This is a genomic window from Gaetbulibacter aestuarii (assembly GCF_039537665.1).
Lineage (GTDB): Bacteria > Bacteroidota > Bacteroidia > Flavobacteriales > Flavobacteriaceae > Gaetbulibacter_A > Gaetbulibacter_A aestuarii.
Genome location: NZ_BAABAY010000001.1, coordinates 758,276 through 783,656, shown reverse-complemented (window position 1 = coordinate 783,656; position 25,381 = coordinate 758,276). Strand labels below are relative to the sequence as shown.

Genomic DNA, 25,381 nt, shown 5'->3' with positions numbered 1-25,381 from the left:
ACAAAATCGCGCTTTTTTTGTAAAATAACTACGTTTAAAATTTAATTGTTTTACTACTTTCGTAAATTATTTAATTGCTAGAAATATGATTATAAATACGGAGTTAGAATACAAGGGGAATATGTTCCCGTCTCAAATTGCATCCTACGAGAAAGATCTAGACACGCTCTCATTTACTACAGAAAACGGCGTTATTCTACATATTACCGTTGTACGCGATAGCGTGCTACGATTCAGATATACAACCACAGGCATTTTTGAAAACGATTTTTCTTATGCCATAACGAAATATGCCAGCAGAGGCTATAACCACTTAGAAGTTTCCGAAGAAGAGGATAAATACGTTATCACAACCTCAAAACTGATCTGCCATGTTTTTAAAGCAGATCTTCGCAGTGCTATTTTTGATGCAAAAGACAATTCTATTATTTGTCAGGATGAACTAGGTTTTCATTGGGAAGAAAGTTATGAGTTTGGTGGAGACATCGTAAAAATGTCTAAAAACGCTCAGGAAGGTGAAAGTTATTATGGTTTAGGCGATAAACCTGTTGATAACAACCTGAAAGGAAAACGTTTTGAGAACTGGGTAACCGATTCCTATGCCTACGGAAAAAATACTGATCCTATTTACAAGGCTATTCCGTTTTACACGGGTTTACATAACAAAAAGGCTTACGGTATTTTCTTTGATAACACCTTCAGAAGCTTTTTTGATTTCTGTCAGGAGCGAAGAAATATTACAAGTTTTTGGGCCCAAGGAGGAGAAATGAATTACTATTTCATTTACGGTCCTGAGATGTCTGAGGTGGTTGCAAATTATACCGATCTTACCGGAAAGCCACATGAGCTACCGGCTTTATGGACTTTGGGATACCATCAGTGTAAATGGAGTTATTATCCGGAATCGAAAGTAAAAGAAATCACAAAGAAATTTAGAGACCTTAAAATTCCATGCGATGCTATTTATTTAGATATCGATTATATGGATGGGTTTCGTTGCTTCACCTGGAACAAAGAATATTTCCCCGATCCGAAACGTATGGTTCAGGAATTAAAGGAAGATGGTTTTAAAACCATCGTGATCATTGATCCGGGTATAAAAATTGACCACGATTATAGCGTCTTTAAAGAAGGTTTAGAAAATGATTATTTCTGCAAACGTGCCGATGGTCCATATATGAAAGGTAAAGTATGGCCGGGTGAATGTTACTTCCCGGATTTTACCAATCCTGAAGTGCGCGATTGGTGGTCTAATCTGTTTAGAGAATTGGTAGAAGAAATTGGCGTAAAAGGCGTTTGGAATGATATGAATGAGCCTGCCGTAATGGAAGTGCCAGGCAAAACTTTCCCTTACGATGTGCGCCACGATTATGAAGGCCATCATTGCAGTCACCGTAAAGCACACAATATTTACGGCATGCAAATGGCTCGAGCTACCTATCAGGGATTAAAAAAGTTCTCGTATCCGAAACGACCTTTCGTGATTACGCGTGCGGCTTATTCCGGAACACAACGCTATACCTCCAGCTGGACGGGTGATAACGTTGCAACCTGGGAACACCTTAGTATCGCTAACCTTCAGGCACAACGTATGTGTATGTCCGGTTTCTCCTTTATCGGATCCGATATCGGTGGTTTTGCGGAACAACCAAACGGCGAATTATACGCTCGTTGGATTCAGCTAGGCGTATTTCATCCATTTTGCAGAACGCACTCCTCCGGAGACCATGGCGATCAGGAGCCCTGGGCATTTGGTGATAATATAACCGATGTAGTTCGTAAATTCATCGAATTACGCTACCAGCTTCTACCCTATTTGTATACCGCTTTTTGGCGTTATGCTGAAGAAGGTATTCCAATCTTGAAGTCGTTAGTGTTATACGACCAACACGATACCCACACACATTACAGAAATGACGAATTTATTTTTGGTGAAAAAATATTAGCTTGCCCAATAAACGAGCCAAATGCTAAAGGGCGTCGTATGTATTTCCCGAAAGGCGAATGGTATAATTTCTGGACGGATGAACTTGTAAACGGCGGTCAGGAATTATGGGTAGATGCCGATCTTGATAGCATGCCTGTTTTTATTAAAGCCGGGGCTATGATCCCAAAATATCCAATACAGCAATATGTTGGCGAGAAAGAGATCGAAGAATTAATTCTTGACGTTTATTATAAAGAAGGAAAAGAAACGTCTCAGGTTTATGAAGATGCAAATGATGGTTATGATTACATCAAAGGGCGTTATAGCTTAAGAAACTTTACCTTAACCGGAAGAGAAAACGAGCTCATTATTCAGCAACATAAATCCGGAAAATATACCACACCTTACGAAACCCTAAAACTTAGAATTCATGGTTTACCATTTAAAATCAAAACGGTAAAAATTGATAAGGTGGAATATTCTTTTAAAGATCTAAAACTTAACGGCGATAATACGCTCGAAGTTCACAAGGATTTTAATGACTTACACATCATGTAATGCACCTGAATAAGAATTAAAAAAGCCCGGATTTAAACTAATCCGGGCTTTTTTATTTTAATTTTCCTTGTCTGGTGAATTTTTTTCAACATCCAGTGGCTTTCCTAAATAAACCAACTTAAAGCCTTCGCTTATACCTTCAATAGTTTCAAAATTATGGGAGGAAATGATATGCAATTCACCATCCTTATCCTTAATGAACAAAGGAATGATATCTTTATCCTTGTTTGTGGCTTCAATAAGTTTAGTATAATGGGCTTTATCTTCCAGATCGATCTCCTGAATTGAAGGATGTTTTCTGGTTACCTCTGTTAAACTATTGAAATCATCATTTTGTGAAAACAAACCTTCTTTAGGATTATTTGAATTCTCCAACATTTCCTGTGTTGTTACCAGTCGGAAAGAGCCATTTTCTCCAAAATGTTTTCCGAATTTGTTAATGGCGTATTTATTGATATCGGTGTTTCCGGTAAGTGCCATCAAATATCCCATGTCGTTCAATTCAATATTATCCATCAAAGTGTCCGAATAAATATTGGTAGTTAAGGCTTCAAGTCCCAGATCTCGGGCCTTTTCAATGTTTTTTTCATTACTGTCAATCAGCACCACATGTCGGCCATTACTTTCTAAATAATGTCCGATAAGTCGGGAAAATTTCGGGGCACCCACAATGAGTATGCCTTCAGATTTCGTTAGAAAAACACCTACTATTTTTGCAAATAATCGCGCTGTGGTAGCATTAAGCAACACGGTTCCAAGAACGATCATAAATACTAAGGGAGTAATATACTCGGCGCCTTCAACACCCTGGCGCATTAATTTACTTCCAAAAAGTGAGGCAATACCTGCGGCAACAATTCCGCGAGGTCCTACCCAGCTTATAAAAAGTTTTTCGTTCAGTTTTAATTTAGAACCCCAGGTACTTAAAAAAACAGCCAGTGGTCTTAAAACAAATACGATACAAACAAAAAGAATTAAGGTTTTCCAGGTGTAGAGCAACATCAGGTCTTTCATGTTGATATTCGCAGCAAGTAAGATAAATAGGATCGATATGAGCAGCACACTCAGAGATTCCTTGAAGTAGAGGAGCTCTTTGATATTCTTTAATTTCCCGTTACCTAAAACCATTCCCATAACCACAACCGACAATAACCCGGATTCATGTGCAAACATTTCTGAGGCCACAAAAACCAGTAATACCACGGATAACGACACGACATTAAGCAAATAATGTGGTATAAATTTTTTGTTTATTGAAAATGCCAAGGCGTGAGCAAATGTAAATCCGAAGGTTGTCCCAAATAAAATGATCTTTCCAAACTCGATCAAGGCTGTTTTTGTAAAACCGCTATCGCCTTCAACACTTATAAATTCAAAAACCAATACGGCTACCAAAGCTCCTATTGGATCTATCAGAATACCTTCCCATTTTAAAACCGCTGAGAGGTCTTTTTTCAAAGGAATGTTTCTTAAAATTGGGGTAATTACCGTTGGGCCGGTTACAATCACTAAACCGGCAAACAGGAACGAGAGTCGCCAGTTCAACCCGAAAATAACATGAGAAATAATACCGGCGCCTATAAACGTTACGGCAGATCCTAGTGTAATTAATTTGGTAATCACTGAACCTACGTTTCTAATTTCCGAACGTTTCAGTGTTAGACCACCTTCGAAAAGAATGATACTAATAGCCAAGGATACAAAATAAAATAAGCCATCGCCGGGAAAAAGACCGTTTTTTCCGTTCCAAACGGGCTCGATCCATTTTGTTCCATCTTCAGAAATGTAAGCCGCAGATATCGGGCCTACCAATAAACCGATCAATATTAATGGTAGAATAGCGGGTATTTTAAATTTCCAGGCTACCCATTGCGCCAAAATTCCTAAAATGATAATGCCTGCTAATTCTAACATAGTGTACGATTAAAGTTACTAATTTAAATAAAACTGCCCACTTCCACGCATTTAAACCCTGCGTTTTCAAATTTTAAGAAACAGGCTTTATACAAGCTTCGATAATACGAAATCATTTCTTTTTAAAAAGTACTATCTTAACATTTTATTTTAAACCATTATGGCAGCTATTAAACCTTTTAAAAGTATAGGCATTGGCGTGGCTTTTTCACCCAATATGAAAGCCAACCTTTATGAAGCTGCACGCTTATCTCTGTTTTTTAATTCGAAATTATATTTGATCCATGTAGGTGATCATGACGAAAAAAAATTAAATGAGCTTAGGGATATTTTAAGTTTTTTCGAACCCGGCGGCATTGATTATGAAGTGGTATTTAAAGCCGGAGACCCTGTTAATGTTATTTTGAGCTCAGCAAATTCGAAAAAAATAGATCTTTTGATCTTAGGTGCTGTACAACGGGAAGGGTTTTTTAAATATTATGTGGGATCTATCGCCCGAAAAATAACGCGTCAAGCCAAATGCTCCGTGCTCCTTCTTATAAAACCATCGGTACAACGTGTGCCTAGTGAGCACATTGTGGTTAACGGTTTAAAAGACCCAAAAACCGAACAGGCCATTACAGCAGCATTCTATGTGGCTAAAAAACTTCAAGCTAACAAAATTACCATCGTGGAGGAAATTAATAAAGAGCAGGTTGGCGTTACGATTGAAGACGATAGATCGTTGAGGCGTTCAAGAATTATGAAGGAGCGTGTACGCCTGCGTGAAGATTCTCGAATAAAGGAGATTATCAGCCATATTCCATCGGAATACACTAAAGATATGAGCATAAAATTGCAACCTATTTTTGGGAAACGAGGCTACTCTATCGGGCATTATGCCCAGGTGTCCAGAGCCGACTTGCTTGTTATGAACGGCCCAACAAAAATGACTTTTTGGGATCGCCTGTTCCCTCATGATATTGAGTATATTTTAACCGAATTACCCACCGACGTTCTAATTCTGCAATGAGTCCGAGAAAAAAACAAATCAACCAGTTTTTCAGTACCCTGCCACAAAATATCTTTTCAGGATTTGTGGTAAGCCTTATTGCACTTCCCCTGGGTCTGGGCTTAGCCATGGCTAGCGAGGCCCCTCCAATTTCAGGTATTATTGCGGCCGTTATGGGTGGTCTGGTAGTTTCTATTTTGGGTGGTAGTAACGTTACTATTGTAGGCTTAGGAAATGGTTTAGTAGGTGTTTTATTGGTAGCGGTTTCAACATTAGGGCTTCATAACACCTATATAGCTGTGGTGTGTTCCGGAGTTTTAATTATGTGTTTAGGATTTCTAAGAATGGGGGCTTTATCAGATTTTTTTCCATCCTCAGCCATTCAGGGAATGTTGGCGGCCATCGGTCTTATTATCCTCGGAAAGCAGTTTCATATCATGTTCGGAAATAAAATTCAACGCGATACTGCTTTAGAGTATTTATATGCTATTCCCTCAACGATCAATAAAGCCATAAACCATGAAACAGAAGGTTTGGTTTATGCCGCTTTAGTTGGATTGATCAGCTTTGCAATCATGGTATTGTACTCCAGAATCCGCAATAAATATTTACAACTTATCCCTGCGCCTATGTGGATCGTTATGCTGTCTATTGGGTTCAGTTATTATTTTGAACTGGTACTACATGAACCTAATCCTATCGCCCCGGAGTATATGCTTACCGGTATTCCCTCCATTCACGATATAATTGAGGATATTCCCGTACCTAAATTTGATGCTCTAGGGCAATTATCTTTTTGGGGTTCTGTGCTGGCACTTACCCTTATTGCGAGTATTGAATCTTTGCTGAGCATAAAAGCGGTTGATAAATTAGATCCTGAAAAACGACGCTCTAACGTTAATAAAGACCTTAAAGCAATTGGCCTGGCCTCCATAGGAAGCGGGTTATTAGGTGGCTTAAACGTTGTAACGGTAATTGCCAGAAGCTCTGTAAATGTGAACAACGGTGCCACAAACAGGTCTTCCAATTTTTTTCATGCGGTATTTTTGGTGTTATTCATTGTGCTTTTCAGTACCCAACTTAAACATATATCGCTACCGGCTTTAATGTCTATTTTAGTTTATACAGGATATAAGTTGGCTTCTCCAAAAGTCATTAGGAACATATTTTCGATAGGAAAAGAGCAGCTCATTATCTTTTTTGTAACTCTAATAACCACCCTTCAGGTAGGTTTGATCACCGGTATTTTAGCAGGTGTCCTTACAACACTCATTATTCATTTTTTTGTGAATCGAAGTGTGGGTTTGTTTCTTAGAAATTTATTGAAACCGAACGTATTGATGTATAAAGAACCTGATAGCGACAGCAATTACTACGTAAGCATTAAGCACTTTTGCACTTTTTTAAATTATTTCCGGTTGAAAAATCAACTGGATGCTGTTCCTGAACACCAAGATGTGGTTGTTGATTTTTCGCTTTGTGAATTCGTTGATCATACCGTAATGGAAAACATGAACAATTACCAGGAATTGTTCGCAAAACGTGGCGGACATTTTGATGTGGTTGGGCTTGATTTTCACGACACCAATTCGTTTCATCCATTTGCGCTTCGGCGCCTTTTACCTGTTCCTGAAATAATGAAGAACAGCTTAACAAAACGACAAGTAAGTATTCAGGCGTATGCCAGAAAATTCAATTTAAAATATCGTGCAAAAAAGATCAAGACCTTCGAGTTTTTAATGGATTTTCAGTTTTTTCAAACCAAAGACATCAAGTACATATACAATGTGATCTCCGACGAAAATCTAGGATTAAAACTCTTCGATATTGAATTTTCCGAAGGCGAATTCATCGCTAAGGAAGTCGCGCGAATTACCATGTTGTATATTGATCTTGAACAACCCTTGCCTAAGTTCACTTTGGACAGAGAAGGGTTTTTAGAAAAAATTGCAGCTTTTTCAGGGTATCATCAAGACATAGATGTTGCTGAACATGGCGATTTTTCAGATCGCTTTCATTTATACGGAACAAACAAGGCTGAAGTAGTTGCCTTTTTCAATGATGAACTCATACATTTTTTTGAAAGCAATCCTTATTATCATGTGGAATCTAACGGGCAAGCCTTGTTGCTTTTTGGTCGGGAACGTGTAGCCGGTATGAAAGAATTGAAGACCCTACTAGATTACGGTAAGCGTTTGAGGATTGTTATTTCAAAAAAGCATGTTGCATAAAATACGCTCTAAAACAGCTTTGTAACTAAAAACACCCTGGCGTTTTTAAAATTAGCGGCTATTTTCTTAATATATTCTTAACATTTCAAACGAAGTGCTGCAGATTTCTTAGTTTTGCATCCCTATGAACCTATACCCAATACAAGCCGGAAATTTTAAGCTAGACGGTGGCGCCATGTTTGGTGTTGTACCTAAATCCTTATGGCAACGCACCAATCCTGCAGATGCCAATAATATGATCGATATAGCAGCGCGTTGTTTGTTGATTGAAGATGGCGACCGCCTCATTTTGATCGATACCGGAATGGGAAATAAACAATCTGATAAATTCTTTGGATATTATTATCCCTGGGGCGATTTCACCCTGGAATCATCTCTAAAAAAATACGGATTTCATCCTGATGATATTACCGATGTATTCCTAACACATTTGCATTTTGATCATTGCGGTGGCGCTATTCAATGGAATAAAGAAAGAACAGGATACGAACCGGTATTCAAAAACGCGCAATTTTGGAGTAACGAAGATCATTGGTTATGGGCCACACAACCAAATCGACGTGAAAAAGCATCGTTCCTTAAAGAAAATATTTTACCCATTGAAGAAAGCGGACAGTTGAAACATACCGGAATTCCTGAAGGTGTTATTTTAAAAAATTCAGCTTTAGACTTCGATATCTTCTTTGCCAACGGACATACAGATAAACAAATGATCCCATTGATCAACTATAAAGGCAAAACATTGGCGTTTATGGCAGATCTGCTACCTACCGTTGGACATTTACCATTGCCTTTTGTTATGGGTTATGACACGCGTCCTCTACTGACGCTGGATGAAAAAGAAGCCTTTCTGAATATGGCCGTAGACCAAAACTGGTATCTCTTCTTAGAACACGATGCACACAACGAAATTATTACGGTGAAGCACACCGAAAAAGGTGTGCGCCTTAACGAAACATTTAAAACAGAAGATTTTTTTAATTAAATAAAACATGAATAGAATAAAATCATTTGCCTTAATTGGGCTATTAATCACACTTATTTACAGTTGTGGTAGTACAGCGCCAATTATTTCAACCCCGATCGAACAGGTTGATAATATTCCATTAAAAGTTCAGCCGTTAACCGATGCACAGGAAAAAGTCTGGAGTCATCTTGATCTTATTCAGGACACGATTCCCGGCATGAGCGTTGAAAAAGCTTATGCCGATATCATTAAAAACAGAAAAGGCAGCGATGTTATTGTCGCTGTAGTAGATTCCGGTATCGATATCGATCACGAAGATCTTCAAGGTCATATTTGGGTGAATAAAGATGAAATTCCAAATAATGGTGTTGATGACGACAAGAACGGTTACGTAGACGATGTGAACGGTTGGAATTTCTTAGGTGATACCTATGATGAGCAATTAGAGTACGTACGCATTTTAGCTAAAGGCGATACCTCGAATCCGGATTACCAAAAAGCAGAAAAAGAATACAATGAAGAATATCAAAAATATGCCAACCTAAGATCGAATTATAATCAAATAGAGACTCAGGTAAAAAAGGCTGATGATATTATTGCCAATTATTTAGATACCAAAGAATATACTAAGGAAGCTGTAGATACTATTCAGGCTAACAATGAGGATCTTGCCAGAGCCGTGAATGTTATTAAATATGTTTACAGTTTCGATATGGATTCTCCTCAAGCTTTTTTAGATGAACTAAATAGCGAACTTGTTCAGATCAATGATCGTTTGGACTACAACCTCAACAAGGATTTTAAAGGTCGTAAAAATGGTGACGATCCCGATGATTTTTCGAAAAAATACTACGGAAATAACAATGTTCGACCAAGCGAAAAAGACGAAAAACACGGTACTCACGTAGCAGGTATTATTGCAGCTAGTCGCAACAACGGATTGGGTGTTAACGGTGTGGCTAATAACGTAAAGATCATGGCTGTTAGAACTGTTCCTAACGGTGACGAATACGATAAAGATGTGGCATTAGCGATACGATATGCCGTGGATAATGGCGCGTCTATCATTAATTCAAGCTTTGGAAAATACTATTCTCCCCATAGTGACTGGGTTCGAGATGCAATTGCATATGCCGGAAAACACGATGTGCTTATTGTAAATGCCGCAGGCAATGAGGCTGAAAATTTAGACGAGAAATCGGTTTATCCAAACGATGCCATTGGCGTTGGTCCGGAGGTTTCAAAAACCTTCTTAACTGTTGGGTCTATCGGCTCCACCTACGGATCGAAAATGGTCTCAAGTTTTTCCAACTATGGTAAAGTGAATGTTGATATCTTCGCCCCTGGCGGAAACATCTATTCTACGATTCCTTTTAGTGACTATGAGTTTTTGAGCGGTACTTCTATGGCCTCTCCTTCAACCGCAGGTGTTGCGGCTTTAATTCGGTCGTATTTCCCAAAATTAAGTGCGGCTCAAGTGAAGCAAGTTATTATGGATTCCGGCCTTCCTATAAACACAAAAGTGATCGTTGGCGGGGATACAAGCAATATTAAACCGTTTTCAGATCTTTCACGATCAGGAAAAATTGTAAATGCATATAATGCTTTAATTTTAGCTTCAAAAGTCAAATAAAAATAACGCTAAACCAGGTTTTAAATAAAAACTATGAAATATTTATTCTCCCTAATTAGTGCCGCAGCATTCCTTACGGCTTGCTCGGGTTCTAAAACTATAGCAAATACACAAAGTAAAATTAATAATCCACTGCCCGGTTATTGGCAACAACATGTTGATTACAACATGGATGTTGACATGAATGTTAACACTTATAAATATACCGGAGAGCAAACTTTGGTATATACAAACAATTCGCCGGACACCTTAACTAACGTTTACTACCATCTGTTTTTTAACGCGTTCCAGCCTGGAAGCGAAATGGATATTCATTCGCGCACTATAGCCGATCCGGATTCCCGAGTTATGGACCGTATAAGCAAATTAAAACCGGATGAGATCGGATATCTGAATGTAACCAATTTAAAGCAAGACGGTATGGCCTTGCAGTCTGAAACTGTTGGTACAATATTAGAAGTAAAACTGGCAAAACCTATTTTACCGGGCGCCAAAACAACCTTTACCTTGAATTTTGATGGTCAGGTGCCTAAGCAAATACGTCGTTCAGGGAGAAATAATAAAGAAGGTGTGGCGCTTTCCATGACCCAATGGTATCCTAAATTAGCTGAATACGATTTCGAAGGATGGCATGCCGATCCTTACATCGCCAGAGAGTTCTTTGGGGTTTGGGGCGATTTTGATGTAACACTTTCTATTGCCAAGAATTACGTTGTGGGTGGAACAGGTTATTTACAGGAGGAAAAAGAGCTTCCAAACAACAAAAAGCAATTGCACTATGTTGCACCAAGAGTTCATGATTTTACCTGGGTTGCTGATCCGGATTTTATACATGATACCTTGCAAATGCCTAACGGACCGCTTTTAAATTTTTACTACAAAAGTACCTTGCCACAGGATCGTTTGGAAAGCTGGAAGAAATTACAGCCTAAAACCGCAGAACTAATGGATTATTACAGCACCCATGTTGGAACATATCCTTACAAACAATACTCCGTAATTCAAGGTGGTGATGGCGGTATGGAATACGCTATGTGTACCCTGATCACCGGAGACCGTAGCTTTGGTAGTTTGGTGGGCGTTACGGCTCATGAGCTGGCACACACCTGGTTCCAGTTCCTATTAGCTTCCAACGAATCTACACACCCCTGGATGGATGAAGGTTTTACTAGCTATATCAGTGATTTGGCATACGACAAGGTTATGAACAAAAATGCTGATAATCCGGCGGAACCAGCGTATAATTCGTATATCAGATACGCAAAATCGGGCACCGAACAACCGCTTACAACTCATGCTGATCGTTATCTGTTTAACAATGCATACAGTAATTCAGCATACAATAAAGGCGAGGTATTCCTGGCGCAATTAGGTTATGTTATTGGTGAAGACAATTTGAAAAAAACCATTAAGCGGTATTTTGACGATTTTGCTTTTAAACACCCAAAACCACTAGATATTATTAGAACTGCGGAAAGAGTTTCCGGATTAGAATTGGATTGGTACCTTATCGATTTTGGTGAAACAACCAATACTATTGATTACGCCGTGAAATTAATAAAAGATAATACTGTTATTTTAGAGCGCAAAGGACTTATGCCGATGCCTCTGGATGTAACCGTAACTTATGATGATAATACTGTGGAACGGTTTTACATTCCTTTAGCTATGATGCGAGGAGAAAAACCAACAACAGCAACAAAGATTGCAGACTGGGCCTGGGCTTATCCTTTCTACGCATTCAAAACTAAAAAAGCGGTACGACAAGTTACTATCGACCCTGAGAGAAGAATGGCAGATATTGACAGAAACAATAACACAGGTTCTGTTACAATGCCTGATTCCGTAGCAGAATCTACGAAAGAAAACTAAGTTAGCTAAACGCAAACAACAACCGTGGTGTTGGTAACTTTTGTTACCAGTACCACTGTTCTTTTTTATACATAGCTGTCTTGGCAACGCGTTCGCGATTGTATAAGAGCAAACGCTTTCTTGTAACCTGTCGATGACGATACCCTAGCAAATGAAAAAGAGATTTTGCAAAAAATCGTGCGATTGATAAATTCACTTGAAGTACACCTTGTTTTTTGTTCGCCCAGGACACTCCTGGTAAGATCACTAATAACTGGTCTAGTTTTAAATGCCTAAACCAGCTGGACAATTTTAAAAAGATTGGCGGAATAACCCTGATAATAAAAAACCCTTCAGCTCCCTGTGTTTGATAAAGTGGCATAAAGACTCGCCCGGTATAAGGCGCTTTTATTATTTTAGAATTACTTCTGGCGAGCGGTTTTCCTCTGTGAATACTTTGAAAACTCTTGAAACCATCATCCATCTTAAAGGTTTCGCCATCATGAATGCGATATAAATAAATAATCTCAAAAATATCATTCAAATTCGCAGATTGAAATTTAAGCTCGTTAAAATAGTTGTCCATTTTAGGGCTTTGTGTGCTTAAAACCCCGGAATATTTCAAAGCTAAATTAATAAAGGCGACACTGTTGTTTATGGCGCTGATATCATCGTGTTGACCAGATTCAAAACCCAATGACACATACCCTAATTGATTGATATAACTCAATAAAGGCCCTGTTAAATATTCTTCTATACCTAAAATTATAGGAACCGGAAATTGTTTGGAAAATTTCCGGTTGATCAGGGCATCGTTAATGGTAATAAATGGCAGGGTTTTGCTTGAAGTGCTGTGCAGGTCGATAAAATAAAACGGTGGTTGATTATAGGAAATAATGAATTCAATAATATTTAAAATCTTTAGTAGTTCACTCTCTTCGCTATTTGGATTCTTTTTGGATCTTATTTTTTTGATATTTTCTAAAGTCCATAAACGGTTCAGGTCCTTTTCTATGAACCTTCGGTGTATTTCCAGTGCTTTTAAATTTCCTGATATACCATAAACCGAGCCACAAAAAGCTTCAGGTCGTAGCGTTTCAAAAAGCTTTTTCAGCGCTACAACCCCCGAGTTTTCATTACCGTGAATTCCTCCAAAGAAAATAACAGAAGGCCCTGGTCGGGTGCCGTTAACCTTTCCTATAAAGCGATTCACCTCAATTTTTTGCAATATGGCCTTGCTGAATACTTCGGTCATCTATTTCAAATCGTTTAAGGTTATAAGTCCAACCAACTTGTTCTTTTTCATTACAGGTAAACAGCCTATGCGGTGTTTTTTCATAAGTGCTTCAGCTTCTTTAATAGGAACTTGTTCCTCAGTCGTGATAAGTTTGGTTTTCATTAAATCGCCAACACTATCGTTTTGGTTGAAAGGTTGTTTTGTATAGGTTTTAATATCAGACCAGGTTAACAAACCTACCAAATTGCGGTCTTTATCTATAACAGGCATGTGGTGGATATTCTTCCAAAGCATGATATTTAAAACCAGTTTCACGCTATCTTTTTTACTCACGGAAAAAATATCATAACTCATAATATGCTTTACAACCCGGGTATCCTTAAAGGGCGATTCATCGGGATGATTTACAGCGCTCCAAACAGAAACGGGATAGCCTTTTTCCTGTTTCTCATACATTTTAGCCGTAAGAATTTGCATGGCATCGTAACGCTTATGCGATTTTAATAACCGGCGGTAATTCCGAATAAGCCATTCTGCCCCAGTGTGGTCCTCTGCGCGATGTTTAATAATATTCAGGTAGTAATCAATATCCGATACGGCAATACCTGCTTTTTTAAGGCCTTTATAAGCCATTGGTAATAATTCGTGAAGGATAAGTTGATCGCTGGGAACGTATTTTCCGTCCCAATAGAACTGGGTGGCCATGCCATAGCGTGCCGCGTTAAAAAAGTTGGTTTTAACATCTTTAAAGTCCCATTTTTCATGGATCTGTTTGTAGGTTTTCGGGCGTCCTAACATCAGGCCTACCCAGAAGGCCAAATTGGCAATTTCATCCGTTGGGGTTGGGCCTGAAGGAATATATCGATTTTCAATCCGTAGATTAGGGCGGCCATTCAAAACGCCATAGCAAACCCTATTCCAGGGATAAACCGTACTATTTTGTATGCTTAAAGCCTTTAGTTTAGGAATCTCTCCGTGGGCTAGCATTTCAGTACTGTCCGTAATAAAATTAGTGCTCAAAAAACTTCGAAACCGGGAAATGTTATCTTTAAAAATATCACTGACCGAACCTGTTTGCCAATCATTTCCAAAACTTACACGCGATTGTTTTTCATTTAATAAAAATGAATTTATTCGAGTATCTACACTTTGGGTAAAAAGTGCAATACGGGTTTCCTTCCATAATTCTTTGCCAAACAAAATAGGCGAGTTCACACAAATACTTAAGACAGGGCCGGCAATTGCTTGCGCCCAGTTGTAATCGTCTACAAAAGTTTTCGGATTCAGTTGTAAATGCATTTGAAAACTTGTGTTGCATCCTTCCAACATTACGGAATCATATTTCAGGTTTACTTCATCAACACCTTTAATGTGTACATCAAAACCCTGTGGCCTGTACTGCTTCAGAGCCTTATTCAACAAATTGTATCGGGGCGCATTGGTAAGGTTTTCAGTGGTAACCTTATCCACAGAAAGTGATGGTAAAATACCGGTTAAGACCAAATGCAGGTTTTTGGAAGCTGCAACTTTTTTAGCTTTTTCTAAAAATCTATTTAATTGATCGTGCATTTTGGAGAAACTATCTTTTTCAAGTGCTATCGGATCCAAATTTATCTCCAGGTTAAAATTTCCTATTTCAGTTGTAAAATGCGGGTCGTTTATAGCTGTTAACAAAGATTCTGAGCTGCTATCAGGCAAAAATTGTTCGTTAACAATTACAAGTTCTTGTTCGGCACCAATGCGCAAAGAGCCGGATTCTATCATATCATTTTCTATCATTTGATCTAAAGCCTTAAGATCATTTAAAAGATGATGAATATAATTAGCGCGGTCTTTTTTGGTTTTTAGTCTGGTAACTTGTGTTTGTCCCATTCCGTTAGGGTTTTACGGATTCAATATACTGTTGATCAGTGAGTATTCATATGACATTTATCATATTGCTCGGGAGCTTGCGTTAACATCGCTTCCTAATTTACTTTGGATAGTTCGGTGAGATCAAAATTCAGGGGTAACCCGCTACTTAATTTTATTACCTTTGAACTTTAATCATAACTCTTGAATTTTTACTGTGAATCCAGCTGAAAAACTTAAAGGAAAAAAACTCATTGAGCAGCTTTTTGAAGAGGGTCAATCCGTTTCTGCATTTCCTCTAAGGTTGGTTTATAAATCGTTTGAATTCAAGGATGGCGCCCAGATGAAAACCGGAGTTTCCGTGAGTAAACGCTCCTTTAAACGCGCTGTTGATCGAAACCGAATAAAGCGTTTACTACGTGAGGTTTATCGCCTTAATAAAGCCGATTATCTTAGCAACATTTCTTCGCCCCATGCGTTTATGATTTTGTATATTGGAAAAGAAATTCCAGCCTACGCGGATCTGGAAGAAAAAATGGCACAATTATTTCGAGTGTTTTCAAAAAAAATATCTAATAATTAAGACGCTATGAAAGCCTGTAACGGGCATTTAACAGAATTGGACAATACCAGTCGATATGACTAAGAAATTAATGGTCAGGGATTGGCGAAATTTTTTAAATAGATGAAGAAATTACTTTTCAAAAAGTATATTATTATACCTGCTTTAGCCGGCGTTGTATTCTTAACAACCACCGCATTTCAAAACGATTTTTTTGAGATTGCAAAGCAGCTTGAGATCTTTACTACCCTATATAAGGAGATCAACATGAATTACGTTGATGATACCAACCCGGGGGCGCTTATGGACACGGCTATTAAAAATATGCTCACCGATTTAGATCCATACACGAATTTTATGAACGAACAGGATGTAGAGGAAGCTCGTATTAACAACACAGGGGATTATACGGGTATTGGGGCAAAGGTTAAAACCATGAAAGACAAATTGCTTATCGTTGAGCCTTATCAAGGCTATCCTGCCGATCAGGCCGGGTTGAAAGCAGGTGACGAAATTATTAAAGTGGGCTCCGTTACCGTGGCCGATTATAAGGATGATGCCGGAAACCTTTTAAAAGGATCTACGGGTACCGAGGTTAATGTAACCTATATGCGCCAGGGTAAAGAACATACAGCAACAATAAAGCGGGCCGAGGTAGAAATTAACGCCGTGCCTCATTTTTCAATGATCGATTCAAAAACAGGTTATATTGTTTTAAGCCAGTTTACTGATAAGGCCTACGCACAAACTAATTATGCTTTGCGTGATCTTAAAGCCCAGGGTGCGAAACGTATTATTTTAGACTTACGGGGCAATCCTGGCGGACTACTTAATGAGGCCATCAATATCGTTAATTTGTTTGTTCCAAAAGGGACTTTAGTGGTTACCACAAAATCGAAAGTGGAAAAATATAACCGCACCTATTACACTCAAAATGAACCTATCGATACGGAAATTCCATTAGCTATTTTGATTAATGGTAATAGCGCGTCTGCCAGTGAAATTGTTTCGGGCGCCTTACAGGATCTCGATCGTGCCGTTATCGTAGGCTCCAGAAGTTTTGGTAAAGGTCTTGTGCAACGCCCAAAATTATTGCCTTACGGAACACAATTAAAAATCACCATTTCCCGCTATTACACCCCTTCAGGTCGCTGTATTCAGGCGCTTGATTATTGGCATAGAAATGAGAAAGGCGAAGCGGTTCGGGTAAAACAAGAAAACTACAATGAGTTTAAAACCAAAAATGGTCGAAAAGTATATGATGGTGGTGGTATTTTACCGGAGGTTATAACCGGACCAAACAAAAAATCACCGATAACAACGGCGCTCATTAATAATGATTTTGTATTCGATTACGCTACCAAATATTACTACAATCACAAGGTAGAGGATCTCAATAAATTTACGTTTACCGACTCCGATTTTAAAGATTTTAAAGAGTTTTTGAAGGCCTCTGATTTCTCATTTGAGACAGATACCGAAAAAGAATTAGATCAAGTCTATCAAACCGCTAAACAAGAAAATTTAGATGAATCTATTCAAAAGGATTACGACGCCTTAGTTAATAAACTTCAAGCCGTTAAAATTTCGAATATCGATGATGATAAACCCTTTTTGGTTGAGGCGCTTACCAAAGAAATAGTAAAGCGTTATGGCTATCGTAAAGGTTTATACGATTATTACAAATTACATGATCCTACTATTAAAAAAGCTACGGATATTGTTAGTGATATCTCCATTTATTATAATTACCTACGATAACAAGCTGTTGTTCATCCCCTTAAGCGGGTAATTCACCAAATATTGGACTTTAAAAAGCTATAATTCTCAAAATTTGGTATATTTATTGGCTTCCTTTTTCCCTAAATGATGAACAAACTTATAGTTTACATACTGCTTATATTTCATAGTTGCATCCTTTTTTCACAGGAAAAACTAATACATGATGTGTATTTTGAAACCGATAAATACGAGGTAGCTCCAACAGAAGAAACCCGCCTTAACGACTTCCTTGCTAATTTGAATAATTTGGATATTGCATCCATAGAGATCTATGGTTTTTGTGATGATGTTGGTGCTGCAAATTACAACATGAAATTATCGAAGGAGCGCGCAAATGCCATTAAAGCCTTTTTTGCTAATCAGGAAATTAGTGAACATTTAATATCCAACGTTGATGGCAAAGGAGAGGTGTTATTAAAGATCGTAAATGAAAAAAGTGTCGCCAAAACCAGAAGCTTAAACCGTAAGGTTGAAATTATAGTTCAAACCAAACCTCAAAAACCAATAGAAGTTGCCAAGGATACTACAGCTGTGGTAGAGAAAGAGATTCCACCTCAGGAGAAGCTGAAAGGACCCTTAAAAGCCGGCGATAAATTTGTGTTCCAGAATATTTTATTTAAAACCGGTTACAGTGAATTAATTCCGCAATCGAAACCTATTCTGGATGATATTGCAGAAACCCTTCTAAAGCGAAAAGATATTTATTTCACCATTGAAGGTCATGTTTGTTGTACCCGTTATAGTCGTGATGCTGTAGACCGAAAAACCATGTTACGCAATTTATCTGAAGCTCGGGCAAAATATGTTTATGATTACTTTGCTAAAAAAGGGATCAGTACACGACGCATGCGACATCTTGGAATGCGACGGAAATTTCCGCTAGGCGGCGATCCTAAATTCGATCGTAGGGTTGAAATTGTAATTACTTACGCTGGTAAAGAAGAAGAAAAATAGAGTTCGGTATATAACTAACCACCAATACCAAAAAAATTGCCCATAAAACTGTATCTATATCTGTTTCTGGCGGGACTAACATACCATGTTGGTTGGGCTCAAAACACGTCCATTCCCGATCCTAATTTTGAACAGGTTTTAATTGATTTGAATTATGATACCGCACCCATTGATGGTTTGGTGCCTACAGCTAATATTATCGGCATTACCGATCTGGATGTTTCAGGCAGAAATATTTCGGACCTAACCGGTATTGAAGCTTTTTCAGCGCTTACTATTCTTAATTGTTCAGATAATACTGTTTCAAATCTAAATTTGAGCAACAACACCGTACTTACGGAATTATACTGTTCTAATAACCTGCTTAACAATTTGGATGTTTCCATACTCCCGGATTTAAAAATTCTTTGGTGTAATAATAATCTTTTAAATAATCTGGATGTTACTCAAAATCCGGGTTTAATTTCCTTGATATGCAGTGATAACAACCTTTCGGATTTAAATATTGGGTCCCTTGTAAACTTAAGTGTTTTAGATTTTGGTTATAACAATATTGCAACAATAGATCTAACAACCAACATTAACCTAAGCAGGCTGGTGTGCCGGCGAAATAACCTGACGAATCTTGATGTTTCAAACGCTACTAAATTAACAACCTTGTGGTGCGACGATAATAAATTAACGGTTTTAGACACAAGTAAAAATATTAAACTCAATGATCTATCTTGTGTTTTTAATTTGATAAAAAACCTGGATCTTTCAAAAAATACGGCACTAACAAAGGTAGACTGCAGTAATAACTTGCTATGTACTTTAAATTTAAAAAACGGTAACAACACGAATATGACCGTGAATTTTGGTTTTAATGTATTCTTGGTTTGTGTTATTATTGATGATACTTTAGACCCGCATAATACATGGACACCATCCAACTACACAAGATTTGTTGTAGCTGTTGAAAGTTGCAGAAATAACATTCCTATTGACAGTTTTGGAGATGTTGTAAGTAATAAATCGTACACCTTACCAAATTTAACTAACGGAAATTATTTTACAGGACCGGGAGGATCCGGTTCACAACTTAATGGTGGTGATGTTATTACCGAATCGCAGACGCTCTATATTTATAATGAATCTGCTTGTGGTAGTAATGAATCACAGTTCAATATTTTAATTATTGATGATGAATTATACATCCCTGCTTTTTTCACCCCAAACAACGATGGAAGCCATGATCTTTGGATGATAACCGATAATGCAAATCAGGTATTTAATGTTCTAATTTATGATAGATACGGAAAACTTTTGAAGTATTTATTCCCCAATGATCAGGGTTGGAACGGTACTTATAATGGTAATATATTACCAACCAGTGATTACTGGTATGTTATTAATTTAAAATCCGGAGAAACCTTAAAAGGACATTTTACATTAAAACGTTAGAAAATTTATGCTTTGATCATGGAAACATGAGGAATACCGTCCTCCAAATAAGTATCGCCAAAAGCCTTGAACCCTAAATTGGTATAAAATTTATTGAGGTAACACTGAGCAGAGATTTTTATCGTTGTTTCATTAAATCGTTCTTTGATCGCTTCAATGGAAGCCTTCATAATTTGATTTCCGTAATCATGCCGACGTTCATTTTTAGCAACAATAACCCGGCCGATACTAGCTTGTTCAAAATAAACTCCCGGACCAAAAATTCTTGTATACGCAACGATCTTATCATTTTTAAAACCTAAAACATGTAAGGCTTTCGTGTCTTTTCCATCAAGGTCCTGATATACACAATCCTGTTCTACCACAAAAACAGCGCTTCGTAATTGCAACAGATCGTACAATTCCTGTTTCGTGAGTTCTTCAAAAGTTTTAACTACGGTTGTCATCATGGTTTAATCCTGAACGATCATATCTTTATTATCATCCTTACTGAATTCGGGCTGAATATTCACGTGATTGATATCGTACTTTTCTAACAGTAAGGCCTCTATTTCGTGAAGGACCTCATCAAATTTAGAGATCGCAATATCTTCATTAAAATCGATATGCGCTTCAAAATGAATTTCTCTTTCATTCAATTGCCAAACGTGAACGTGATGCACGTTTTGAATCGATTCAAATTGATTCACTTCCTCAACAATCTTATGAATTGGAATATTATCCGGGGTGAACAACATGAGCATTTTTGTAGAATCTTTCAAAAGGTCATAACCCATATAGATCAGGTAGAGCGCAATAACCAACGTCAACACACTATCTACCCAAAACACCTGATACAATTCCATAAAAATACCACCAATGAGTACCGCAACACTTGCCATCATATCTGTAAGCAAATGCAGATAGGCGCTTTTCATATTCAAATTAGATTTTGCGTCTTTTTTAAGTAATAAAACACTTAAACCATTCATAATAATTCCGAAAACAGACAACCATATCACTAATCCGGATTGAATGTGTTTCGGATCTGAAAAACGGTGGATCGCAGCATTAATTAATAGGATAGCGACAACGATTAAGGCTGAGGCATTTACAAAAGCTGCTAGAATTTCAGCGCGCTTGTAACCAAAAGTACGATGGATAGAAGCTTCTTTTTTAGCCAGGCGATTTGCAATATAGCTAACAACAAGCGAAATTACATCACTAAAATTATGCAGCGCATCACTTAATAAGGATAAACTTCCTGAAATGAGTCCGCCAATAACCTGTGAAACAGTAATTAAAATGTTTAGAACTATAGATATTAAAAGGTTTCTTCCTTTTAAATCAGAATGTATATGAGAATGACTATGGTCGTGAGAATGGTTGTGTCCCATTTAGCAGGATAATGGAATTTTATTGATGCGTCGTAAATGACGACCGCCTTCAAATTCGGTTTTCAAGAAAACATCTACCATTTCAACGGCTTGAATAATTGCTGTAAAACGTGCAGGAATACATAAAATATTGGCATTGTTATGACCTCGTATAAGCTCAACAATTTCTTTATTCCAGCATAAACCGGCACGAATGCCCTGGTGTTTGTTCGCTGTAATAGCAACACCGTTAGCGCTTCCACAAATCAAAATACCATAGGTTGATTTTCCGTTTTCAACATCGTCAGCAACAGGATGTACAAAATCGGCATAATCTACACTATCATGACTATCGGTACCATGATTAATTACCGTGTAACCTTGAATTTCCAGGTGTTTTACAATAGCGTTTTTGTAATCTGTTCCGGCATGATCGTTACCTATTGAGATGGTCATCATATGAATTTTTTTAAATACAAATACAAAGGTAATAATTATAAGTGATGTGAATTAATGTATTCATTACTTGTTAATAACTGGTGATTCTTTTCTGAAATAAAAATTTGGAAAATACATCAAATTTTTCCAACCAGATGTTTTTCAATATTACCAAAAAAATAACCCTTTTTTTGTAGCTAAGTTTTCAGCATTTTAAATGTAGTTATCAGACCAAAATTTTAAAAAATTTATTAATAATTAACGGTTAAATCCAGTTATAAACAACTGTTGATATAAAATATAAAACAATTCATTTTTAAGTATTTAAGGGTTATTATATATGTTAATTACTTATCAATAAATTTAAAAAAAGAAGGTTTCAAAATTTATATACAAAAAGTTATACCGCTATTAACACCCTATAATCATCATCATATTTTTTTTAAAATTTCAAAAAGAAATGATTAATATTATATATACTGTTGACAACTTAAAAAGCGTAGAAAAATATTTAATTCTGGGGAAACATGAGATTAACTTTAAAAAGCGTAGCTTTGTAAAAAAATAGCACGGTCTTCACCTTTTATAGATGCTATTAATAACACAATTTCCTGTATCTTAGGAAATTATAATGATTACAACCATTAAATGAGTAAAAAGAAAAAAAGGAAATCCGGAAAAAAAGGAATTCCAAACCTATCAAATAAAATATTAAGTATTTTAAAAAAAGAACGCAATAAAACGTTCAACTACAAACAAATAGCGGCAATGCTAGAAGTTGATGATGCTAATAGCCGAAACCAAATTATAAAACATGTAAGAGACCTTCAAGGCAAAAAAGAAATTGAAGAAGTAGATCGTGGTAAATATAAAGCCGTGGTAACTGCGGAATATTATACCGGAAGATTAGATATGGCTGCCAGAGGAAGTGGGTATGTGATCTGCGATGATTTTGACGACGATATATTTATTGCTTCAAATAATATAAATAAAGCATTACATGATGATGAGGTAGAATTCTATCTCTATAAACGGCGAAAACAAGGGAAACTTGAAGGTGAAATTACTAAGGTAATCAAACGCGCTAAAAGTGAATATGTTGGGGTTATTCAAATCCAGAAGAACAGTAATTTCGCTTTTGTAATTCCGGATAGCGGAAAAATGTACACCGATATTTTCGTGCCTATAAATAAAACGCTTAAAGCGGAAGATGGCGATAAAGTTTTAGTGCGCCTGGAAGATTGGCCGGAAAATGCGAGTTCTCCCAATGGAAAGGTGATTCAGGTTTTAGGAAAACCAGGAGAACACAATACGGAGATTCACGCTATTTTAGCGGAATATGGATTACCTTACGAATTTCCTTATGAAGTTGAAGATTATGCTAATAAATTAGATACGTCGATAACGAAAGAAGAAATAGCAAAACGTCGTGATATGCGTCAGGATCTTACGTTTACTATTGATCCTAAAGATGCAAAAGATTTTGATGATGCCTTGTCTTTTAAAGATTTAGGAAATGGTTTGTATGAAATTGGAATTCATATTGCTGATGTGTCGCATTATGTTCAGGAAGGAACTATTTTAGATGATGAAGCTTATGAGCGTGCTACCTCAGTTTATCTTGTAGATCGGGTGGTTCCGATGCTTCCGGAAGTGCTTTCAAATAATGCGTGTTCATTGCGTCCTAATGAAGAAAAATACACGTTTTCTGCTGTATTTAAAATCAATGATAAAGCTGAAGTAAAAGACCAATGGTTCGGAAGAACCGTTACTTATAGTGATGCTCGTTTTGCTTACGAAGAAGCCCAGGCTATTATTGAAAGTAAATCGAATGATATCTCTGAAGAAGTATCCCTAACCGGAAACCGATACCAAACCACACAATCTATTGCTGATGCCGTTTTAAAACTGGATGAATTAGCTAAGATCATGCGTCGAAAGCGGATGAAAGATGGTGCTATTTCATTTGATAAAGTAGAAGTAAAGTTTGAATTGGATGATGATAATAATCCGTTAGGTGTTTATTTTAAAACCAGTAAGGATGCTAATAAATTGATCGAGGAATTTATGCTTCTCGCCAATCGGAAAGTAGCAGAATTTGTTGGAAAACAAGATCAGAAAAAGACATTTATTTATCGTGTTCACGATGAACCGGATGAAAGTAAACTTGCTAATTTACAAGGTATTGTATCACGTTTTGGATATAAACTTAATTTTAAAGATCGAAAATCTACTACAAAATCATTAAACTTTTTATTGAAAGATGTGGTTGGAAAAAAAGAGCAAAACCTTGTCGATACCCTGGCTATCCGAAGTATGAGCAAGGCAGAATATACCACCCATAACATAGGTCATTATGGTTTAGCATTCGATTATTACAGTCATTTTACCTCGCCTATTCGCCGTTATCCGGATGTGATGGCACACCGTTTATTACAACGTTATTTGGACGGAGGTAAATCGGCTAGCGAAGATGCTTATGAAGAAAAATGCCAACATTCCAGTAACATGGAATATTTAGCAACAAAAGCGGAGCGTGACTCTATTAAGTATATGCAGATCAAATTCATGCAGAACCATCAAGATGAAACTTTTGTTGGTGTGATTTCCGGTGTGACCGATTGGGGAATTTATGTTGAAATTATTTCCAATAAATGTGAAGGGATGGTGAGTGTTCGTGATATGACAGATGATCATTATGCTTTCGATCAGGATCTTTTTGCAATGGTTGGCAGAAAAACTAAAAAAATATTCCAATTAGGTGATGAGGTTGTAGTGAAGGTTAAGAATACCGATCTGGTTAAAAAGCATTTGGATTTTACTTTGGAAGGTAAGCCAGAAGATCAAACAAACTAAATTTTTATCAAAGGATAGTTACAACGGAATAATTCTTGATAATTTTGTATAAATCAAAAAGCAAACCAAGTGTAACCCTTCAAAAAATTAAACAGATGAAAACTTTAGTAAAATTTATTGTGCTGCTGATCACCACATCAGTATTTGCACAAAATACCATAGAGCGCAATATTGGCGAATTTACCGAACTTAAGGTTTATGATTTAATTCATGTAGAACTTATAAAATCAGACCAGAACAAAGTCATTATTTCCGGGGATAACACAGAAGATGTTGTTCTAAAAAACACAAATGGTGTTTTAAAAATCAAAATGAATTTAGGTGAGATCTTTGATGGCGATAAAACGCACGTGAAACTATATTACACCAGTGTTGATACCATTGATGTGAATGAAGGTGCTGTTGTGAAATCCGATGATACTATAGAGCAATTTGAGATCGATCTGAAAGCCCAGGAAGGTGGTACTATTGAAGTTCCTATCCAAGTGAAATATGCGAATATTAAATCTGTTACAGGTGGTATTATCACCGCAACAGGTCAAGCTAAAAAACAAGATGTTTCTTTGTCTACAGGCGGTGTTTTTATGGGTAGTAAGGTAGATAGTGAGACTACCGAAATATCTATTAAAGCCGGTGGTGAAGGCCATGTAAGAGCTTCTAAATTATTAGATATTAATATCCGTGCCGGTGGCGATGTTTATATTTACGGACATCCTGAAACAGTTAATGAATCCAAAGCTTTAGGTGGACGAATCAAACGCGTGGATTCTTAAAATTACACTAAAAAACAACTTAGATCCCTATCAGTTTTGGTAGGGATTTTTTGTTGGT

At 37.2% G+C, this 25,381-nt stretch carries 18 protein-coding genes; 12 read left to right on the top strand and 6 right to left on the bottom strand.

Annotation, left to right across the window (positions count from 1 at the left end):
- The first annotated feature begins 85 nt into the window (after positions 1-85).
- Positions 86-2,485, top strand: a complete 2,400-nt coding sequence (locus tag ABD682_RS03430; RefSeq protein ID WP_344739016.1) for a glycoside hydrolase family 31 protein — start codon at positions 86-88, stop codon at positions 2,483-2,485.
- 57 nt (positions 2,486-2,542) lie between these two features.
- On the opposite strand, the gene ABD682_RS03425 is transcribed toward ABD682_RS03430, so the two are convergent.
- Positions 2,543-4,399 (bottom strand): cation:proton antiporter, encoded by a 1,857-nt coding sequence (locus ABD682_RS03425; protein ID WP_344739014.1) that lies wholly within the window; start codon positions 4,397-4,399, stop codon positions 2,543-2,545.
- A gap of 160 nt (positions 4,400-4,559) precedes the next feature.
- Here ABD682_RS03425 and ABD682_RS03420 point away from each other — a divergent pair, with 160 nt between their 5' ends.
- The 5 genes from ABD682_RS03420 (at position 4,560) to ABD682_RS03400 (ending at position 12,093) form a co-directional block, all read left to right on the top strand.
- Complete coding sequence (locus ABD682_RS03420; protein WP_344739012.1) at positions 4,560-5,411, top strand: universal stress protein; 852 nt, start codon at positions 4,560-4,562, stop codon at positions 5,409-5,411.
- A complete protein-coding gene (locus ABD682_RS03415; RefSeq protein WP_344739010.1) occupies positions 5,408-7,621 on the top strand; it encodes a SulP family inorganic anion transporter in 2,214 nt (737 codons plus the stop codon). The genes ABD682_RS03420 and ABD682_RS03415 overlap by 4 nt, the downstream gene beginning before the upstream one ends.
- Positions 7,622-7,745: 124 nt before the next feature.
- Positions 7,746-8,606, top strand: coding sequence for an MBL fold metallo-hydrolase (locus tag ABD682_RS03410; protein ID WP_344739008.1), 861 nt, complete (start codon positions 7,746-7,748; stop codon positions 8,604-8,606).
- A 7-nt stretch (positions 8,607-8,613) separates the two neighbouring features.
- Positions 8,614-10,221 carry a S8 family peptidase gene (locus ABD682_RS03405; protein WP_344739006.1) on the top strand — a complete coding sequence of 536 codons (1,608 nt, stop codon included), beginning with the start codon at positions 8,614-8,616 and terminating at the stop codon, positions 10,219-10,221.
- Between the two features lie 33 nt (positions 10,222-10,254).
- A complete protein-coding gene (locus tag ABD682_RS03400; protein WP_344739003.1) occupies positions 10,255-12,093 on the top strand; it encodes a M1 family metallopeptidase in 1,839 nt (612 codons plus the stop codon).
- 43 nt (positions 12,094-12,136) lie between these two features.
- Here the strand turns inward: ABD682_RS03400 and ABD682_RS03395 are convergent, their stop codons facing one another.
- On the bottom strand, positions 12,137-13,327 hold the full coding sequence (locus ABD682_RS03395; protein ID WP_344739001.1) for a succinylglutamate desuccinylase/aspartoacylase family protein: 1,191 nt from the start codon (positions 13,325-13,327) through the stop codon (positions 12,137-12,139).
- Positions 13,328-15,181, bottom strand: coding sequence for a glutamate-cysteine ligase family protein (locus ABD682_RS03390; protein ID WP_344738999.1), 1,854 nt, complete (start codon positions 15,179-15,181; stop codon positions 13,328-13,330).
- 196 nt (positions 15,182-15,377) lie between these two features.
- On the opposite strand from ABD682_RS03390, the gene rnpA reads away from it, so the two are divergent.
- The 4 genes from rnpA to ABD682_RS03370 all read left to right on the top strand — a co-directional run bounded on the left by rnpA (position 15,378) and on the right by ABD682_RS03370 (position 19,901).
- A complete protein-coding gene (gene rnpA / locus ABD682_RS03385; protein ID WP_344738997.1) occupies positions 15,378-15,743 on the top strand; it encodes a ribonuclease P protein component in 366 nt (121 codons plus the stop codon).
- Positions 15,744-15,845: 102 nt separating this feature from the next.
- Positions 15,846-17,483, top strand: coding sequence for a S41 family peptidase (locus ABD682_RS03380; protein WP_344738995.1), 1,638 nt, complete (start codon positions 15,846-15,848; stop codon positions 17,481-17,483).
- Positions 17,484-17,591: 108 nt separating this feature from the next.
- Entirely contained in the window at positions 17,592-18,458 is an 867-nt protein-coding gene (locus ABD682_RS03375) for an OmpA family protein (RefSeq protein ID WP_344738993.1), read from the top strand.
- A 36-nt stretch (positions 18,459-18,494) separates the two neighbouring features.
- Complete coding sequence (locus tag ABD682_RS03370; protein WP_344738991.1) at positions 18,495-19,901, top strand: T9SS type B sorting domain-containing protein; 1,407 nt, start codon at positions 18,495-18,497, stop codon at positions 19,899-19,901.
- Positions 19,902-19,906: 5 nt separating this feature from the next.
- Here the strand turns inward: ABD682_RS03370 and ABD682_RS03365 are convergent, their stop codons facing one another.
- From ABD682_RS03365 to rpiB, 3 genes are read right to left on the bottom strand one after another with little or no spacing between them, the layout of a single operon-like run.
- Positions 19,907-20,350, bottom strand: a complete 444-nt coding sequence (locus tag ABD682_RS03365; protein ID WP_344738989.1) for a GNAT family N-acetyltransferase — start codon at positions 20,348-20,350, stop codon at positions 19,907-19,909.
- Positions 20,351-20,353: 3 nt separating this feature from the next.
- Complete coding sequence (locus tag ABD682_RS03360) at positions 20,354-21,277, bottom strand: cation diffusion facilitator family transporter (RefSeq protein ID WP_344738987.1); 924 nt, start codon at positions 21,275-21,277, stop codon at positions 20,354-20,356.
- Positions 21,278-21,712 (bottom strand): ribose 5-phosphate isomerase B, encoded by a 435-nt coding sequence (rpiB, locus tag ABD682_RS03355; RefSeq protein ID WP_344740796.1) that lies wholly within the window; start codon positions 21,710-21,712, stop codon positions 21,278-21,280.
- Between the two features lie 630 nt (positions 21,713-22,342).
- Here rpiB and rnr point away from each other — a divergent pair.
- Together rnr and ABD682_RS03345 are read left to right on the top strand one after the other, a co-directional pair.
- On the top strand, positions 22,343-24,550 hold the full coding sequence (gene rnr, locus ABD682_RS03350) for a ribonuclease R (RefSeq protein ID WP_344738985.1): 2,208 nt from the start codon (positions 22,343-22,345) through the stop codon (positions 24,548-24,550).
- Between the two features lie 95 nt (positions 24,551-24,645).
- Positions 24,646-25,323, top strand: coding sequence for a head GIN domain-containing protein (locus ABD682_RS03345; RefSeq protein WP_344738983.1), 678 nt, complete (start codon positions 24,646-24,648; stop codon positions 25,321-25,323).
- Positions 25,324-25,381 lie beyond the last annotated feature (58 nt).

Coding starts and splice junctions, on each gene's coding strand:
- ABD682_RS03430 (WP_344739016.1), top strand. CDS start 86: ATGATTATAAATACGGAGTTAGAATACAAGGGGAATATGTTCCCGTCT.
- ABD682_RS03425 (WP_344739014.1), bottom strand. CDS start 4,399: ATGTTAGAATTAGCAGGCATTATCATTTTAGGAATTTTGGCGCAATGG.
- ABD682_RS03420 (WP_344739012.1), top strand. CDS start 4,560: ATGGCAGCTATTAAACCTTTTAAAAGTATAGGCATTGGCGTGGCTTTT.
- ABD682_RS03415 (WP_344739010.1), top strand. CDS start 5,408: ATGAGTCCGAGAAAAAAACAAATCAACCAGTTTTTCAGTACCCTGCCA.
- ABD682_RS03410 (WP_344739008.1), top strand. CDS start 7,746: ATGAACCTATACCCAATACAAGCCGGAAATTTTAAGCTAGACGGTGGC.
- ABD682_RS03405 (WP_344739006.1), top strand. CDS start 8,614: ATGAATAGAATAAAATCATTTGCCTTAATTGGGCTATTAATCACACTT.
- ABD682_RS03400 (WP_344739003.1), top strand. CDS start 10,255: ATGAAATATTTATTCTCCCTAATTAGTGCCGCAGCATTCCTTACGGCT.
- ABD682_RS03395 (WP_344739001.1), bottom strand. CDS start 13,327: ATGACCGAAGTATTCAGCAAGGCCATATTGCAAAAAATTGAGGTGAAT.
- ABD682_RS03390 (WP_344738999.1), bottom strand. CDS start 15,181: ATGGGACAAACACAAGTTACCAGACTAAAAACCAAAAAAGACCGCGCT.
- ABD682_RS03380 (WP_344738995.1), top strand. CDS start 15,846: ATGAAGAAATTACTTTTCAAAAAGTATATTATTATACCTGCTTTAGCC.
- ABD682_RS03375 (WP_344738993.1), top strand. CDS start 17,592: ATGAACAAACTTATAGTTTACATACTGCTTATATTTCATAGTTGCATC.
- ABD682_RS03365 (WP_344738989.1), bottom strand. CDS start 20,350: ATGATGACAACCGTAGTTAAAACTTTTGAAGAACTCACGAAACAGGAA.
- ABD682_RS03360 (WP_344738987.1), bottom strand. CDS start 21,277: ATGGGACACAACCATTCTCACGACCATAGTCATTCTCATATACATTCT.
- rpiB (WP_344740796.1), bottom strand. CDS start 21,712: ATGACCATCTCAATAGGTAACGATCATGCCGGAACAGATTACAAAAAC.
- rnr (WP_344738985.1), top strand. CDS start 22,343: ATGAGTAAAAAGAAAAAAAGGAAATCCGGAAAAAAAGGAATTCCAAAC.
- ABD682_RS03345 (WP_344738983.1), top strand. CDS start 24,646: ATGAAAACTTTAGTAAAATTTATTGTGCTGCTGATCACCACATCAGTA.